This is a genomic window from Candidatus Eisenbacteria bacterium, assembly GCA_016235265.1.
Classification (GTDB): Bacteria; Eisenbacteria; RBG-16-71-46; order RBG-16-71-46; family JACRLI01; genus JACRLI01.
The window spans coordinates 18,848-34,637 of the sequence record JACRLI010000012.1 but is presented as its reverse complement, the minus strand read 5'-3'; the positions used below and the strand labels follow the sequence as shown (position 1 = coordinate 34,637).

The window sequence follows — 15,790 nt, the reverse complement described above, 5'->3', positions numbered from 1 at the left end:
CAAGATGAGCGGTCCCGCGGCCGGCGCGCAGGTGGTCCTCAGGGTGGAGGATCACGTGGCGCGCGTGGAGCTCAACCGCCAGCCGGTGAACGCGCTCGACCGCGGGTTCATCGCCGAACTGCGCGCGATGGCGCAGGAACTGGCGGGCCGTTCCGACGTGTGGCTGGTCGCCATGACCTCGCGGCAGCGCGTGTTCAGCGCCGGAGCCGATCTGAAGGAGCGCGCGGCGATGCCCGAGGCGGAGGTGCCGGCCGCGGTCGGGGCCATTCAGGCCATGGTGCGCGCGTGGGGCGACCTGCCGCAGCCGCTGCTCGCGGGCGTGCAGGGGGCCGCGCTGGGCGGCGGATTGGAACTGGCGCTGGCGGCGGACCTGATCGCCGCGGCCGACGGCGCCGTGCTGGGATTCCCGGAAGTGAGCCTGGGCATTCTCCCCGGGGCGGGCGGCATCCCGAGGCTGGCGCTGCGCGCCTCCATGGGCGTGGCCCGCAGGTGGGCGCTCGAAGCGCGACAGCACACCGCCGGCGAGGCCCTTGCGGACGGGGTGGTGGATTACGTGCTGCCGTCCGGGGGGTTCCGCGACGGCTTCGAGCAGCTGGTGCGCTCGCTGGCCGGCAACGCGCCTCGCGCCCTGCGCGAAGCCAAGGGCCTGCTCGCCCGGATCTCCGCGCCGCTGCTGGACGCGGGCGCCGCCGCCGAGCGCGAAGCCTACCGGCCGCTCGTCGGCACGGAGGACCGCCGGGAGGCGCTGCGGGCGTTCGCCGAGAGGCGCGCGCCGCGCTGGCAGGGGAAGTAGGGCGGGGCGGGAGGCCGCGCTCCGAGGATCGCGACCCACGGCCTGCGGCCCCCCGAACCCGCCCCTTGCCCCGGCCCATCCGGATGTTATGATGCAGCCTTTCCCGCCCATTTGGGGATCCACGCGCGGAGGGGGCTGTGCACGAGGCCGGGACCATCCTGGAAGTCCGCGAAGACGAGACCATCCGGCGTCACCAGATCGCCAACCGGCTCACCGATGTCGAACGGCGCCTGCTCACCTACCTGGCACGCCACCAGACCCTCATCGCGTGCGTGGGCAACATCGGTGCGGGCAAGAGCTCGCTGGTGAAGCTGCTGGCCTATAGCACCGGCATGAACGCGCTCTTCGAGCTGCCCGACGAGGGGTTCGAGGACTATGTCGCGCAAAACCCGTCGCTGTTCCCGCTCCTGGCCACGGCCAAGGACTCCGCCAAACGCACCCTGGGTCGCTACTACGGCGCCATCAACGAGTTCATCGCCTGCCAGGCGCGCGAGCCGGCCGGGAGCCCCGCATGGCTGGCCGCGAAGCGCAATCTCGAGCACGCCGCGCTGGACATCCAGCACGCCTACCTGGACCTCCGCAAGATGCAGCTGCAGGCGGTGCCCCACCTGTCGTCCTCGACCTGCATCGACGGGTCGCCGCTCGCCGACCGCTACGCCTTCTGCGAAGTGCTGCACCGCGACATGGACGTGCCCTACCTGACGTCGGAGTCGCTCCAGGTGATTGACGCGCGGCTGGAGAGCGAGTTCCGCGCGCTGGTGCGCCCCGGACTGCTGGTGCTGCTCAAGTGCCCGGTGGAGTCCCTGCTGCGCAACATCCGCGACCGCTGGCGGGACGAGGAGCGGGCGAACGGCGGCGAACTCCCGGAGGGGCTGACCCGCCTGGTGCGGGCGCTGAACCACCGCTACGACGAGTTCGTGGCCAAGCTGCGCGAGAGCGGCTGGTACACCGGCCCGGTGCTGGTCATCGACGTGTCCAGGATCGACTTCGTGTCCAACGTGCGTCACCTGATCGCGGTGTACGAGGGTATCGAGTCCCTGCTCGTGCCGAAGGAGTTCCGGGCCTGACCGCCCGGCGCCCGGCCGCGGCGCAATGCCCGGACTTCATGTAGGAAGATCTCAAGGAGGGATTCCATGCGTAGGTGTGCCAGCCTGCTGCTCATCGCGGTGATCGCATTCGCACTCGGGGTGTCTTCCGGGCCCGCCCGGGCCCAATTCGGCGGCCTCAAGGACAAGCTCAAGAAGAAGGCCAGCGACAAGGTGGAGAAGAAGGTGGACGACACCCTGGACGGCAAGGACACGAAGTCCTCCGACGACCAGGCGAAGGACCCGCAGGACTCCGGGAAGTCCGCGAAGAAGGGGTCATCGGGCGAATCCGCGGACGGCGCCGCGGCCGCACCGGCCGAAATGGCGCTGTACACCAAGTACGACTTCGTTCCAGGTGACAAGGTGATCTTCTACGACGACCTGTCCCGCGAGGAAATGGGCGAGTTTCCTTCGCGCTGGAAGCTGCAGAACGGGGTGTTCGAGGTCGCGAAGGGAGGGGACCGGCCGTGGATCCTGTGCACGGACCGGGGGACGATCTTCCCCAAGGTGGCCGAGGGCCCGCTTCCGCCGAAGTACACCTTCGAAATGGACTTCTACAGCAAGGGTCCGGGTCTCCGCGGGCACTGGTTCTGCATCGCCTGGTTCGGGAAGGGCCTCGATCCCATCGGATACTTCCGGCTCGGGAACAACGGCCAGACGAACGTCAGGATCCTGGACAAGGACCTCGCTTCGAAGACCCTTGAACCGGAGCTTGCCGCGGGTCCGCACGCCATGCGCATCATGGCCACCAGCACGACCCTGAAGTGCTATGTGGACAACGTGCGCGTGGCCAACATCCCGGCGACCGACGGGTTCCTGCCCACCCATTTCGGGCTGTACCAGAGTCCCTACACGGAAGAGGGCAACAACCCGATGCTGTTCGGAAACGTCCGCTACGCCGAGGGCGGCAAGACGCTCAAGGAGCAGCTCGACGAGGCCGGGCGCATCGTGACCCACGGGATTCTCTTCGCCTCGGGCTCGGCCGTCATCAAGGGCGAGTCCTACAAGACCCTGGCCGACATCGGCAAGCTGCTCACGGAAAGCGCGGAACTCCGGCTGTCCATCGAGGGCCACACCGACAGCGACGGCGCGGACGCGGCCAACCTGGGCCTCTCGCAGAAGCGGGCGGAATCGGTGAAGACCTACCTGGTGGAGAACTCGGGCGTTGACGCCGGCCGGCTCGAGACCAAGGGCTGGGGCGAGGGCAAGCCCATCGACAAGAACGTCACGCCCGAAGGCAAAGCCAACAACCGGCGGGTGGAACTGGTCAAGTTGTAGACCGTGGCCCCGGCGGCGGTGCCGGGGACACGCACCATCGGAGGGATCCCAATGAAGACGGTCCCCGCTGTCCTCCCCGCGATGCTCCTGGCCACGGCGGTCGCCCTGTTCTCCGGCTGTTCGAACTCCACCCGCACGGACCTGCCGCCCGGCATCTTCGCGGTGCAGGAGCAGCTCGTGGACGCCCACGGCGTGCTGATCTACGTGAAGACCGTGGGCCAGGGCGACCCCCTGGTGATCCTCCACGGCGGCCCCGGCGCCTCCCACGACTATTTCCTGCCGCATCTGCTGCCGCTGGCGCGCACCAACCGGCTGGTGTTCGTGGACGAGCGCGGCTGCGGGAAGTCGGAGAAGCTCGAGGACCCGACGCAGTACACCGTGGAAAACATGGTGGAGGACGTGGAAGCCGTGCGGGTGGCCCTGGGCGGGGGGAAGATCAACCTGCTGGGCCACTCGTTCGGCGGCGTGCTGGCCCAGGCGTACGCGCTGAAGTACCAGTCCAACCTGGATCACCTGGTGCTGTGCAGCACCCTGCACAGCACCAAGGCCATGAACGAGGTGTTCCGGAAGCTCAAGGCCAGGATGCCAGCCGAGCTGCGGCTGCGGATCGAGAGCATGGAGGCGGCGGGGCTGTACGGGCGCGGCAAGGACTTCGAGAAGAATCGCTACACCGGCGCCTACATGACCGCCGCCTGGGGCGAAGGCTACTTCCCCTATCTCTACGGAAAGCGGCCGGACCCCAACTTCGACCCGGTGGCCTCCGGGATCATGTCCTGGGACGTGTACCGCGAGATGTGGGGCTCGCACGGCGAGTTCGTGATCGACGGCAACATGGTGTCCGTGGAGTACGCCGGCCGCCTGGGCACGCTCAAGGTGCCCACACTCATCACGGTGGGCGACCACGACGAGTGCGCCCCGTCGCTGTCGCAGGACATGCACGCGCGGATTCCCGGCTCGAAGCTGGTGGTGCTGCCGGAGAGCGGCCACATGACGTTCGTGGACCAGCCCGTGCAATTCCGGGCGGCCGTGGACGGTTTCCTGCACCCGAAGTCCCGGTAGCCCACCCGGAGGAAGCATCCATGAAGCGCGCCACCATGCTCTTGTGCCTCGCGATGCTGGCCCTGTCGGCGGAGGCGTCGATCGCCGCCGATCCCGCGCCGGCCCCGGATTCCGCGCGGGTGCTGGCGATCCGCGCCGCCCGCCTGATCGACGGCCGCAGCCCCCGGCCGATCGCCAACGCCGTGATCCTGGTGCGCGGGGACCGGATCACGGCCGCGGGACCGGGCCTGGCGATCCCGCAGGGCGCGGAGGTGATCGACCTGGGCGAGGCCACGATCCTGCCCGGCCTCATCGACTGTCACACCCACATGACCTCCCAGCCGCAGGACTACTACGCCGACAAGTTCCGCCGCAGCGCCATCGACGTGGCGGTCTCGGCGCACGTCTACGCGCGGCGCACGCTGGAGGCCGGATTCACCACGGTGCGCGACATGGGCGCCACCGAGTTCGTGGACGTGGCGCTGCGCAACGCGATCGACAAGGGCATGGTGGCCGGCCCGCGCATGCAGGTCTCCACCCTGGACGTGGGCTCCACCGGCGGCCACATCGACCTGGTGGGCTTCTCGCCGTATCTCCGCTTCGAGAAGTTCAAGGGCGTCGCCGACGGGGTGGACGAGATCCGCAAGCTGGTCCGCTTCGAGGTCAAGAACGGAGCCGACTTCATCAAGATGATGGCCACCGCCGGCGTGACCAGCGAGGAACAGGCCGTGGGCGCGCCGCAGTACTCCCAGGAGGAAATGGATGCGGTGGTGCAGGAGGCGGCCATGTGGGGCCGCCGCGTGGCGGCGCACGCGCACGGCACCGAGGGCATCAAGCGCGCGGTCCGGGCCGGGGTGCACTCCATCGAGCACGGCTCGCTCGTGGACGACGAAGGCATCCGCATGATGAAGGAGCGCGGCACCTGGCTGGTCGCCGACATCTACAACGACGACTACATCCTGGCCGAGTACGGCCGCCTGGGCTTCCCGCAGAAGGTGCTCGACAAGGAGCGCCTGGTGGGCCGCCTGCAGCGGGAGAACTTCAAGAAGGCCGCGCTGGCGGGGGTGAAGATCGCCTTCGGGACCGATGCCGGGGTGTACCCGCACGGCTGGAACGGGAAGCAGTTCAAGTACATGGTCCAGTACGGGCTGACCCCGATGCAGGCCATCCAGTCGGCCACCTCGCGCGCGGCCGAGCTGCTGGAGTGGTCGGACCGGGTGGGGGCCGTGGCGCCGGGGCTGTACGCGGACCTGGTGGCGGTGCGCGGCAATCCCCTGGACGACATAACGGAGCTGGAGCGGGTGACCTGGGTGATGAAGGGGGGCGTGGTGTACCGGAAGTAGGGTCTGAAAACGATTTCTCGACCTCCGATGTTCTTTCTCACGCAAATTCCGCGCTGCGACCCCGTCCCCGGGCATCCAACAGGTGGAGGGGGAGGTACCAGGGAACATGAACATCCGAACTTGGGGTACCGCAGCGATCGTCGTGTCCGTGGCGGCCGTGGGCCTGGCTCTTGCCGGGGCCCGCGGCGGCGTGCCCCGGGCGAACCCAGCGAAGGACGGAAACCGCGTGAGCCAGGAAGACAAGCCCAGCCGGGAGGAGCTCAGGAAGAAGCTCACCCCCACCCAGTACCAGGTGACCCAGGAGTGCGGCACCGAACCGGCCTTCCAGAACCAGTTCTGGAACGAGCACCGGGACGGGATCTACGTGGACATCGTGAGCGGGAAACCGCTGTTCTCCTCGAAGGACAAGTTCGACTCCGGCAGCGGGTGGCCCAGCTTCACGGAGCCGCTGGCGGCCGACGAGGTCGTGGAGAAGCGGGACGTTTCCTTCGGCATGATGCGCACCGAGGTGCGCTCGAAGACCGCGGACTCCCACCTGGGCCACGTCTTCGACGACGGCCCCCGGGACCGCGGGGGCCTGCGCTACTGCATCAACTCGGCCTCGCTGAGATTCGTCCCGGTGGACGACTTCGAGAAGGAGGGCTACGGCAGCTATCTCGCGCTGTTCGGGAAGGCCCCCACGGGGGTGAAGCAGACTCCCTCCGGTGCCAAGCAGGCTCCCTCCGGTGCGAAGCAGGCCGCAGCGGCCGCGAAGGAGGAGGTGGCGACGCTGGCCGGCGGGTGTTTCTGGGGCATGCAGGAACTGCTGCGCTCGCAGCCCGGCGTGATCCGCACCGAAGTCGGCTACACCGGGGGCAAGGTGGCCCACGCCACCTACGGGCACCACGAGGGCCACGCCGAGGCCGTCGAGATCGTCTTCGATCCGTCGAAGACCAGCTACGAGGCGCTGCTGCGCTTCTTCTTCCGGATGCACGACCCCACGACGCTCAACCGCCAGGGCAACGACGTGGGCAGCTCCTACCGCAGCGCCATCTTCTACCACGACGAGGAGCAGCGGAAGACCGCGGAGAGGGTGAAGCGCGAGGTGGACGCTGGCGGGAAGTGGAAGAAGCCGCTGGTGACCGAAATCGTGCCCGCGGGGGCGTGGTGGAAGGCCGAGGAATCCCACCAGGACTACCTGGTGAAGCACCCCGACGGGTACACCTGCCACTTCGTGCGGGACTGAGGCGCGCGGCGGCAGACGCCGCGCGCGGGAACAAGGAGGAGGCCGAGCCGTGCGAGTTCTCGTTGTGGGCGCCACGGGCCTGATCGGGGGCGCCGTGGTCGAGGCTCTCAGGCCCCGCCACGAAGTCGTGGCGGTGAGCCGCAGCAAGGCGGCGCTGGCGGTGGACCTGGATGATCCGGGTTCCATCACCCGCATGTACCAGGCGGCCGGGAGGGTGGACGCGGTCGTGAGCGCCGCGGGCCTGGGCACGTTCGGCCCGCTGGCGGACCTCACGGACGCGGACTTCCTGGCGGGGTTGGGCAACAAGCTGATGGGCCAGGTGAACCTGGTGCGCCGCGGAGCCGGCTTCGTCAACGACGGTGGTTCGTTCACCCTCACCAGCGGCGTGCTCTCGCGCCGGCCGATGCAGGGAAGCGCGGCCATCAGCATGGCCAACGCGGGCCTCGAAGGCTTCGCCCGCGCGGCCGCGCTGGAGCTGCCGCGGGGCATCCGCATCAACGTGGTCAGCCCGGGCTGGGTCGCGGAGACGCTGAAGGCGATGGGGATGGACCCCTCGAAGGGCACCCCGGCTTCCGAAGTGGCCCGCGCCTACCTGTCCTGCGTGGAGGGCTCGGCCACCGGCCAGGTCCTGGACACGCCGCCGCTCTGAGGCCCGCCGGTCCCTGAGATCCCCGCGAGCGGGCCTTCAGACCCCCGTCCTCCTGCGGATCAGGTCGCGCAGCCACGCATGCTCGTCGCCCGTGATCTCCTGCCGGACCACGGCTCCCCGTGCCGGAAGGTCCTGGGCGATCCGGTAGACGCCCGCCGATCTCGACAGGAATCCGTAGTCCACCAGCTCCCGCCGCAGCGTGGCCACGTCGTCGTGGGCGGCGCGCAGCAGCTCGTTGACGTCCCCCTCGGTGTAGTCGCGGTCCGCCCGGAAGCGCTCCATGAGATGCTGCAGCACGATCACCCGCTTCTTCCGCTGGGCCGGGATGCGCTTCAGCCGCGGGCCCTCGAAGAACGCGCCCAGGACCCGGGTGCGGGCGGGGGCGTTCGGGGCTGCCGCCTCGCGCGTCTCGGCCGCGGCGGTGTCCGCCGCCAGCTTCGCGAGCGCGTCCAGCGCGCGCACGTCCAGCGCGTACCTTCGACGCTGGCCCTCCCGCGTGACGCTCACCAGCCCGGCGCGCTCCAGCTTGTCCATGTGATGGCTGATGGTCGCGGCGGAAAGGCCCAGCTCCGCCGCGCACTGCATCCCCGTGCGGTCCTGCCCCGCCAGCAGGCCGAGAATCCGCAGCCGGCTCGGATCCGCCAGTACCCGAAGGAGTTCCGCCCACTGTTCGACCGTCTTCCCGTGCCTGTTCATGACCCCTTCCTGGTTAGACAGTTAGACAACTATCTAACTATAGCCGCGCGCGGAATCCAGCGTCAAGCCGGTTGTCGGAGTGCTAGACTCGCCCGTTGGTGTGCCCATCTCTACCCAAAGGAGCGAAGCATGAAGCGTATCCGACTGACCCTCGTTCTCGCCGCCCTGGCGGCCGCCGTCACCCTCGCGCCGGCGATCCGTGCCGAGGAGCGCGCCAACGTCCCCGAGAAGTACAAGTGGAACACCGCCGACCTGTATGCCACCGAGGACGCCTGGAGCAAGGCCAAGGACGAAATCGCGGCGCGGATCCCGAAGATGTCCGCGTTCCAGGGCAAGCTCGGCGAATCGGCCGCGAGCTTCAACGCCGCGCTCTCGGAGATCGAAGACCTGGACCGGGACCTCAGCCGCCTGGCGGTCTACGCCAATATGCGGTCCGACGAGGACACCCGGGTGGGCAAGACCCGCGAGATGAACCAGGCCGCCAACCAGCTGGCGGTGCAGTTCTACGCCGCGATTTCCTACCTGCGCCCCGAGATCCTGGCGATAGGCAGCGAGAAGGTGAACGGCTTCATTGCCGCCGAGCCGAAGCTCGCGCAGTACAAGCCGCTGCTCGACGACATCCTGCGCTACGCGCCGCACACCCTGACCGCGGCGGAGGAGAAGGTCTCGTCCGAGGCCGCGATCATGGCCGACGCGGCGGGCAACTGCTACCGCACCTTCACCAGCGCGGACCTGCCGTATCCCTCGATCAAGCTCTCCAGCGGAGAGACGGTGCGCCTCGACGCCCAGGGCTACACCAAGTACCGCGCCTCGGGCGTGCGCGCCGACCGCGACTCGGTGTTCCAGGCGTTCTGGACGCGCTACCTGGACTTCGAGCGCACCCTGGGCACCACCCTGGACGGAAACGTCAAAGCCCACATGTTCGACAAGACCGTCCACAAGTACGGTAGCAGCCTCGAGGCCGCGCTGTTCAATTCGAACGTCCCGGTGAGCGTCTACAAGCAGCTCATCGCCGACGTCCACACCAACCTGCCCACGCTGCACCGCTACCTCAGGCTGCGCCAGCGCATGATGGGCGTGGACCAGTTGCGCTACGAGGACCTGTACGCGTCCATCGTGAAGAAGGTGGACCTCCGGTACACGCCGGAGCAGGCCATGGACCTGGTGCTCAAGGCGGTGGCTCCGCTCGGGCCCGACTACGTCTCGGTCCTCAAGGGCGGCTTCGACAGCCGCTGGGTGGACTTCGTGCCCACCACCGGCAAGCGCTCCGGCGCCTACAGCACCGGCGTCTACGGCGTGCACCCCTACCAGCTGCAGAACTTCACGGGACTTTACGAGGAGGTCTCGACCCTGGCGCACGAGTCCGGCCACTCGATGCACACGTATCTCTCGGCCAAGAACCAGCCGTACGCCAGCAGCGACTACAAGATCTTCGTGGCGGAAGTGGCCTCGACGCTCAACGAGAACCTGCTGCTGCACTACATGCTCGACCAGACCAAGGACCGGGACACCCGGCTGTTCCTGCTCGGCAGCTATCTCGACGGGATGCGCACCACCCTGTTCCGCCAGACGCTCTTCGCCGAGTTCGAGATGAAGATGCACGAGATGGCCGAGGCAGGACAGCCGCTGACCGGCGAGAAGCTCTCGGAGCTCTACCTTGGCCTGCTGAAGGACTACTACGGCGATGCGAAGGGCGTCTGCAAGATCAACGACCTGTACCGCATCGAGTGGGCCTACATTCCCCACTTCTACCGCAACTTCTACGTGTTCCAGTACGCCACCAGCCTCACCGCGTCGCAGCAGATCGCTGCCAACATGCGGGCGGACGCGGCGGCGAAGAAGCCGCTCACGACGGCGCGGGATGCGTATCTCAAGATGCTCTCCTCGGGCTCGTCCAAGTACCCGATTGACCTGCTCAAGGGCGCAAACGTGGACATGACCACCTCCGGCCCGTTCAACGCGGCGATCACCGAGATGAACGTGATCATGGACGAGATGGAGAAGCTGTTGAAGTAGGCGGGCCTCGATCCGGGAAATGCGAAGGGCGGGCAACGAGGTTGCCCGCCCTTCCGCAGTACGCCGGTGGCCCGATTCATCGGAATCTGCTATCATCTTCGGACTGGTCGCCACACGCACTTTCTGTCAGGAGATCCCCATGCGAGCGACCTTCCGCGCCTGTGCCACAACCCTGCTGCTGATCTTCTGTTCCTTCCTGGCCGTTTCCGACGCCGCGGCCGTCAACCTGGTGCCCAATCCCGGATTCGAGAGCCTCACGAGTTGTCCCACCGGGTTCGGGCAGCTGAACCTCGCTGCGCCGTGGGACATGCCCAACACCGGTACGTCGGATGCGTTCAACACCTGCGTGACCGGGTGGCCTCCGTTCCCGACGCCCTGCGTGCCGGTGAGCCCGTTCGGCTACCAGGTGCCCCACGGCGGGAACGGCTACGCCGGGATCATCGTCCGCAGCAGCGCGGCCGACTACCGCGAGTACCTCGAAGTGCCGCTGTCCTCGCCCCTGGTGAACGGACAGACCTACGCGGTGAAGTTCTACGTGAACCTGGGCGACACCTGCTCCATCGCCATTGACCGGCTGGGGGCGTACTTCTCCGTCGGTCCCGTGGGGCCGCTGGGCAACTACGCGCCGCTGGCCTACACCCCCCAGGTCGAGACCCCGGTCAACGTGTTCTACAGCGACACACTCAACTGGGTGCTGGTGAGCGGCACGTTCGTGGCGGCCGGCGGGGAGACCCACATGATCGTCGGCAACTTCCACGACGACGCGACCACCAACACCCAGGCCACCGGCAACACCTGGCCCGGCGGCGCCTACTACATGGTGGATGACTTCAGCGTCGAGGTGCAGCTTCCCACCGTGCAGGCCTGCTGCACGCCGGACGGCCTGTGCTCGATGCAGTACCCCGGCGAGTGCACGCTGATGGGAGGCTACCCGGGCGGCGCGGGCACCAACTGCACCTCCAACCCGTGCGGCGTGACGCCCGTCGGCAAGGGCAGCTGGGGTAAGCTGAAGAGACTGTACCGCTGAGGACGCCCGCGGCGACGGCACCGCGGGAATGGTGACGCGTCGCGCGAAGTCGGCCCGGCTGGGATGGCGCAGCGATCCATGGAACTGGCCCAGGAGCCTTGACCGATGCCCGTGGTGGCAGGTAGACCAGCACCCGCCTTCTCGCTCCAGGATGCGGAAGGGCGCGCGGTGAAGCTGGCGGACTTTGCAGGCAGGAACCTCATCCTTTACTTCTATCCCAAGGACGACACGCCCGGCTGCACCAGGGAGGCCTGCGGTTTCCGCGATGGCTGGAGCGAGCTCAAGAAGCTCAAGGTCGCGGTGGTCGGGGTTTCCGCCGACGGAGCGGAATCCCACCGGAAGTTTGCGGACAAGTACAGCCTCCCGTTCACGCTGCTGTCCGACCCGGACCGCTCGGTGATGAAGCGCTACGGGGCATGGGGCGAGAAGGTGTCCTACGGCAAGGCCACCGTCGGGGTCATTCGCTCCACGGTCTGGATCGGGCCGGACGGCAAGGTGCGCAGGCTGTGGCAGCCGGTCCGCGATGCCGCGGCGCACCCCGAACAGGTGCTGGCGGCGCTCCGCGAGGGCTGAAGCGCCGGGGCCGCCCGCCCCGCAATCACGATTCGCTCCCTGGCCGATTCGAGTCCTTCCGTTGCCTGATGGGCCGCGTACCCGTGACCGCCGACCCCCCCCTCATTGCACCACACGGAGGAACGATGCTGCGAAGGCCCACGATCTTCCACGCTTGCGCCCTGCCGGTCCTGTGGACTGCCTTGTTCTCCACGGCGTCGGCCCAGTCGACTTTCCAGGTTGTCTCCCAGGGAATCGTCACCTCGGGATCCACGCCGCAGACCGTGGGCTCGATGCCCTTCACGGGGACCTCCGGCGCCTCCGGCACCACCGGGGGCACAGCCGACCGCGGCATCCTCAAGGCCCACTCCGAGTGCCAGAACCCGGCGCTCAAGAACGCCGCCACCATCACGATCGATCCCTGGGGGATCACCCAGGCGTCGTTCGACGTGAACGACGTGGTCATCACCGCCCCGCCCGGGCCGCCTCCGACCGGCACGATGAACCTGGTGCTCGAGGGGGACGTCGCACCGACCGGCTGCGGACTCAGCCTGTGGGACTCCGGCGTCACCGTCGAGGTGAACTGGAACTCGTCCACCGGCAGCTGCCTGGTCGAGGGGAGTGGCCCCGTCACGGCCGGCCTGCTGGCGGGCACGTCGGGCCCGCACTTCAACAAGAGCATCCACGTTCCGATCCCGCCATTCGGCGCGGGCCCGCAACGTCTCTGGTGCCAGCTGACCAGCCGCGTGGGGGGCCAGGCCGATGGCCTTTGCATCAACACCGGCCTGTCGGACTTCGCCACGTTTCCAACCTACGGGCTCCGTTTCCCCGCCGCAAGCCCCGCGTTCAGCGTGCCGGCCGGCGTGACCGTGAACATCCCCTCCCTGAACATCGTGAACAACTACTGGCGCGGCGGGGAACTGGTGGGCGTGGGGCCCGTGCCGGGCGTCGGCGGGAAGCTGGTGTTGAGCGTTGCGCCCAATCCCGTCCGCGGCCAGGGGGAACTGCAATTCCACCTGCCGCGGGATGGCCGGGCACTCCTGCAGGTGTTCGACGTGGAGGGGCGCGTGCGCAGCGTGCCGCTGGACGCCGTCCTGGCATCCGGCCCGCATACTGTGGCCTTCCCGGCGGGTGGGGGCCGCGGGGCCGCGCTGGCCTCAGGGGTGTACTTCGCGCGGCTGACCTTCGGGGGTCAACACGTCGTCCGGCGCATCGCCGTGGTTCGGTGAGAGCATCCCTGCCAATGCGCATCCTGGGCGGAATGGTCCTGGCGGCGGTCGTGGTGGCGACGGCGGCGGCGTCCCCGCCCGGCACGGTGCCGCCCCCGGAGCCGGCCGTCGCTCCGTCCACTGCCGGTGTGCGGTCGGCGGCCGCACCGGGTGTGGCCTCGAATTTCGAGATCCAGCAGGTCGCGCCGGGTGTGTACGCCGTGCTCCGCCGCGACCCGCCGGGCCTGATGTGCGACGGCAACTGCGCGTTCATCGTCAACGACAGCGACGTGGTGGTGGTGGACGCCCCGGAATCCTCGCGGGAGGTGCTGGCGGCGATCCGCAGCGTCACGGACAAGCCGGTGACCTGCGTGGTGAACACGCACTGGCACGACGACCACGTCACCGGCAACCAGGTGTACCGGGACGCCTTTCCGGGAGTGCAGTTCATCGCGCACGCCGCCACGAAGCAGTACCTGCCGGGGAAGGGCGTTGCGGCGCGCAGGCAGATGCTCCAGGGCGCGCCGGGCGGGGTGGACATGCTGCGCGGACTGCTCGAGAAGGGACGGTCGCTCCTCGGCGGGGAGCTGAACGCCGAAGAGCGGGAGAGCTACACCAGCGACATCGCCCTGGTGGAGCACTACCTCAAGGTGGTGCCACACACGGAGTACATCCTGCCCACGCGCACTGTCGAGGACAGCCTGGTGCTGCGCCGGGGAGCGCGGAACATCGAGATCCGCCGTCCCGGGCCGGGGCACACGGGGGGGGACGTCGTGGTGTGGCTGCCGGCCGAGCGCGTGCTGATGAGCGGCGACCTGGTGGTGTGGCCCGTGCCGCTGGTGGGCGCCGAGCAGTCGCACGTGGGGGAGTGGAGCGCCAGCCTGGAAGCCCTGCGCGCGCTCCGGCCTGCCGCGATCGTGCCCGGGCACGGGCCGGTGCTGCGGGACGACTCCTACCTGGCGCTGATGTCCGGGCTGTTCGCCTCGGTGACCCGCCAGGTGCGCGACGCGGTCGCGCACGGAGACAGTCTCGCGCTGGTGCGCAGGAGCATCGACCTGTCGGACTTCCGGGAGAAGTTCGCCGGGGCGAGCAGGGTGCGCGGGGTGCTCTTCTCGAACTACGTCGTGGGGCCCGCCGTGACCGCCGCGTACCGCGAGGCCACGGCGAAACCGTAGAGGTGGGTTGGGTTTCCAGAAACCCTGCCGGCCACCGGATCCGTGGCGCCGCCGGACTTCTACCTGGTCTCCCCTGCCGTGAACTCGACCCACGGCTGCGAGGGCCGGCTGTCCAGGATGTCCCTCATCCACTCGAACTGCGGGTTGGCCTTGAGGAACGCGGTGGCGTCGAAGGCCCTGCCGCAGGCGGCCCCCCAGCGGGCGGCGAAGCTCATCCTCCTGGCCAGGGCCGTGTCCAGCACCTTGCCGTCGAACGTCCCTCCGGGCTCGTTCGGGGTGCTCGCCGGCCACGCCGGCGAATGGTCCATTTCTCCGTGGGAGCACAGACCCCGGGAGCCGAGGTGCTCCTCACCCAGGTACACGTCGAAGTGGTCGGCCTCGAAGCGCTTGCCGGCCTCCAGGTCGATCCTGCCCACGTTCTGATCCAGGAGTTGCTTCCAGCGGATGCGGCGCGCCACGTTGGAGGCGCGGATGTCGTTGTCCTTCGTCTCCGTCTCCAGGCGCAGGATCTTGAGGTCCTCGGCCACGTTCGAACCGCTGAACCAGCCGTCGCGCTTCTTCTCGTAGCCCACGTACTTGAGTCCCAGCTCCAGGCGGGCGATCTCGCGCGTGTTCACGTCGCCCAGCAGCCACGCGTTGGCGTAGCCGCCGTTGTTGCCCTTGCGCATGATGGCGCACCACTCGTCGATGGACGCAGCATCCTGCGTGGCGCGCCGCATCCGGCTGAACTCGGGCACGCCTGTGGAATCGAAACCGTCGAAGCCGCCGAGGGTGGTCTCCGAGCCGACCAGTCCGGCGTCGGTGATGAAGAAGTCGGACCCGCTGTGGATCCAGCCCGCGGCCGACTGCATCAGGATGCGATGACCCTTCTCCGGGGCGACATCAAGGACCAGGTTCATCGGCGCCCCCTCGTAGCCGCCCACCGTGTTGTGCCCCAGGACCACGCCGCCGTCCGCCGTCGCGCCGCCCGTGGCGATGAACGAACTGCATCCTGCCCTCTTCACCGGCGGCACCTCCGCCTTCAGCTTCCCGATGTAGCGCGGCCACCAGTACCCGGACAGCTCGATGATGCCGTTCCAGGCGATGAGATCCGCCCGCGACGCGGGGACACCGGCTGCCGCCAGGCCCTCGACGATGCCGTCCACCTCGGCCAGGTTCTCCGGGTCGATTCTCGGGGTGAACATGGTGTCGGCCTTGGCCGCCAGCCAGCTCCACTCCATGGAACTCTGGCGGGTCCAGCAGATTCCCGCCGCCCGCAGCGCGCGGCCGATCTCCGGCGCGAGCAGGTAGCCGTGCTGGAACCCGCGTTCCCGCGCGGGGCCCTCGACGTGCAGGAAGAGCCAGCCGGCCTTCTCGTGGCGGTGGGCCTTCGCGGCCCAGGCGCGCTGGGTGTCGGTGAGCGGGGCTGCGGGGGCCGCGGTGGCGGGGAAAGACCGGCACAGCGTCGCCGTTGCGGCGGCGGTGATGAGGGCCAGGAGCAAACTCTTCACGGCGGGTCTCCCTCCGGGTTCGGGCCCGGGCGCCCCGCGCCGGAATGGTGTGCGCGGTGCAGCGCCTCGGCGGCCACGAGGCAGGATCGTTCCGGCGAAGAGTACCATCCGGCCGCTCCCGGTGCTACGATCCGGCTTGACTCCCGCCCCGACCTGCGGGCATCCGAGCAGATTTCCGGTTCGTCCTCGGAATTCCGGGGACATCAGTCACTCGC

Annotated in this window: 14 protein-coding genes; 12 read left to right on the top strand and 2 right to left on the bottom strand. The window is 68.7% G+C overall.

Going from position 1 to position 15,790, the window contains the following annotated elements:
- Nucleotides 1-4: 4 nt before the first annotated feature.
- The 7 genes from HZB25_06230 to HZB25_06200 all read left to right on the top strand — a co-directional run bounded on the left by HZB25_06230 (nt 5) and on the right by HZB25_06200 (nt 7,411).
- On the top strand, nt 5-793 hold the full coding sequence (locus HZB25_06230) for an enoyl-CoA hydratase/isomerase family protein (GenBank protein ID MBI5836821.1): 789 nt from the start codon (nt 5-7) through the stop codon (nt 791-793).
- 137 nt (nt 794-930) lie between these two features.
- Entirely contained in the window at nt 931-1,860 is a 930-nt protein-coding gene (locus tag HZB25_06225) for a deoxynucleoside kinase (protein MBI5836820.1), read from the top strand.
- A 66-nt stretch (nt 1,861-1,926) separates the two neighbouring features.
- On the top strand, nt 1,927-3,156 hold the full coding sequence (locus tag HZB25_06220; protein MBI5836819.1) for an OmpA family protein: 1,230 nt from the start codon (nt 1,927-1,929) through the stop codon (nt 3,154-3,156).
- A gap of 51 nt (nt 3,157-3,207) precedes the next feature.
- On the top strand, nt 3,208-4,215 hold the full coding sequence (locus HZB25_06215; GenBank protein MBI5836818.1) for a proline iminopeptidase-family hydrolase: 1,008 nt from the start codon (nt 3,208-3,210) through the stop codon (nt 4,213-4,215).
- Between the two features lie 35 nt (nt 4,216-4,250).
- Nucleotides 4,251-5,537, top strand: coding sequence for an amidohydrolase family protein (locus HZB25_06210; GenBank protein ID MBI5836817.1), 1,287 nt, complete (start codon nt 4,251-4,253; stop codon nt 5,535-5,537).
- A gap of 106 nt (nt 5,538-5,643) precedes the next feature.
- Entirely contained in the window at nt 5,644-6,762 is a 1,119-nt protein-coding gene (locus tag HZB25_06205) for a bifunctional methionine sulfoxide reductase B/A protein (GenBank protein MBI5836816.1), read from the top strand.
- A 49-nt stretch (nt 6,763-6,811) separates the two neighbouring features.
- Nucleotides 6,812-7,411 (top strand): short chain dehydrogenase, encoded by a 600-nt coding sequence (locus tag HZB25_06200; protein MBI5836815.1) that lies wholly within the window; start codon nt 6,812-6,814, stop codon nt 7,409-7,411.
- Between the two features lie 36 nt (nt 7,412-7,447).
- Here the strand turns inward: HZB25_06200 and HZB25_06195 are convergent, their stop codons facing one another.
- Nucleotides 7,448-8,107, bottom strand: coding sequence for a metalloregulator ArsR/SmtB family transcription factor (locus HZB25_06195; protein ID MBI5836814.1), 660 nt, complete (start codon nt 8,105-8,107; stop codon nt 7,448-7,450).
- Nucleotides 8,108-8,236: 129 nt separating this feature from the next.
- Here HZB25_06195 and pepF point away from each other — a divergent pair, with 129 nt between their 5' ends.
- The 5 genes from pepF to HZB25_06170 all read left to right on the top strand — a co-directional run bounded on the left by pepF (nt 8,237) and on the right by HZB25_06170 (nt 14,085).
- Nucleotides 8,237-10,123: an oligoendopeptidase F gene (pepF, locus tag HZB25_06190; GenBank protein ID MBI5836813.1), complete on the top strand. Its 1,887-nt coding sequence runs from the start codon at nt 8,237-8,239 to the stop codon at nt 10,121-10,123.
- A gap of 139 nt (nt 10,124-10,262) precedes the next feature.
- Nucleotides 10,263-11,150, top strand: coding sequence for a hypothetical protein (locus tag HZB25_06185; protein MBI5836812.1), 888 nt, complete (start codon nt 10,263-10,265; stop codon nt 11,148-11,150).
- Between the two features lie 105 nt (nt 11,151-11,255).
- Entirely contained in the window at nt 11,256-11,723 is a 468-nt protein-coding gene (bcp, locus tag HZB25_06180; protein ID MBI5836811.1) for a thioredoxin-dependent thiol peroxidase, read from the top strand.
- Between the two features lie 125 nt (nt 11,724-11,848).
- A complete protein-coding gene (locus HZB25_06175; protein ID MBI5836810.1) occupies nt 11,849-12,931 on the top strand; it encodes a hypothetical protein in 1,083 nt (360 codons plus the stop codon).
- A 14-nt stretch (nt 12,932-12,945) separates the two neighbouring features.
- Nucleotides 12,946-14,085 (top strand): MBL fold metallo-hydrolase, encoded by a 1,140-nt coding sequence (locus HZB25_06170; protein MBI5836809.1) that lies wholly within the window; start codon nt 12,946-12,948, stop codon nt 14,083-14,085.
- A gap of 59 nt (nt 14,086-14,144) precedes the next feature.
- On the opposite strand, the gene HZB25_06165 is transcribed toward HZB25_06170, so the two are convergent.
- Entirely contained in the window at nt 14,145-15,575 is a 1,431-nt protein-coding gene (locus HZB25_06165; GenBank protein ID MBI5836808.1) for a phospholipase, read from the bottom strand.
- Nucleotides 15,576-15,790: the final 215 nt, after the last annotated feature.

Excerpts from the sequence above, each read along its gene's own strand:
- HZB25_06230 (MBI5836821.1), top strand. The coding sequence starts at position 5 with ATGAGCGGTCCCGCGGCCGGCGCGCAGGTGGTCCTCAGGGTGGAGGAT.
- HZB25_06205 (MBI5836816.1), top strand. The coding sequence starts at position 5,644 with ATGAACATCCGAACTTGGGGTACCGCAGCGATCGTCGTGTCCGTGGCG.
- HZB25_06210 (MBI5836817.1), top strand. The coding sequence starts at position 4,251 with ATGCTCTTGTGCCTCGCGATGCTGGCCCTGTCGGCGGAGGCGTCGATC.
- pepF (MBI5836813.1), top strand. The coding sequence starts at position 8,237 with ATGAAGCGTATCCGACTGACCCTCGTTCTCGCCGCCCTGGCGGCCGCC.
- HZB25_06175 (MBI5836810.1), top strand. The coding sequence starts at position 11,849 with ATGCTGCGAAGGCCCACGATCTTCCACGCTTGCGCCCTGCCGGTCCTG.
- HZB25_06215 (MBI5836818.1), top strand. The coding sequence starts at position 3,208 with ATGAAGACGGTCCCCGCTGTCCTCCCCGCGATGCTCCTGGCCACGGCG.
- bcp (MBI5836811.1), top strand. The coding sequence starts at position 11,256 with ATGCCCGTGGTGGCAGGTAGACCAGCACCCGCCTTCTCGCTCCAGGAT.
- HZB25_06185 (MBI5836812.1), top strand. The coding sequence starts at position 10,263 with ATGCGAGCGACCTTCCGCGCCTGTGCCACAACCCTGCTGCTGATCTTC.
- HZB25_06170 (MBI5836809.1), top strand. The coding sequence starts at position 12,946 with ATGCGCATCCTGGGCGGAATGGTCCTGGCGGCGGTCGTGGTGGCGACG.
- HZB25_06220 (MBI5836819.1), top strand. The coding sequence starts at position 1,927 with ATGCGTAGGTGTGCCAGCCTGCTGCTCATCGCGGTGATCGCATTCGCA.
- HZB25_06195 (MBI5836814.1), bottom strand. The coding sequence starts at position 8,107 with ATGAACAGGCACGGGAAGACGGTCGAACAGTGGGCGGAACTCCTTCGG.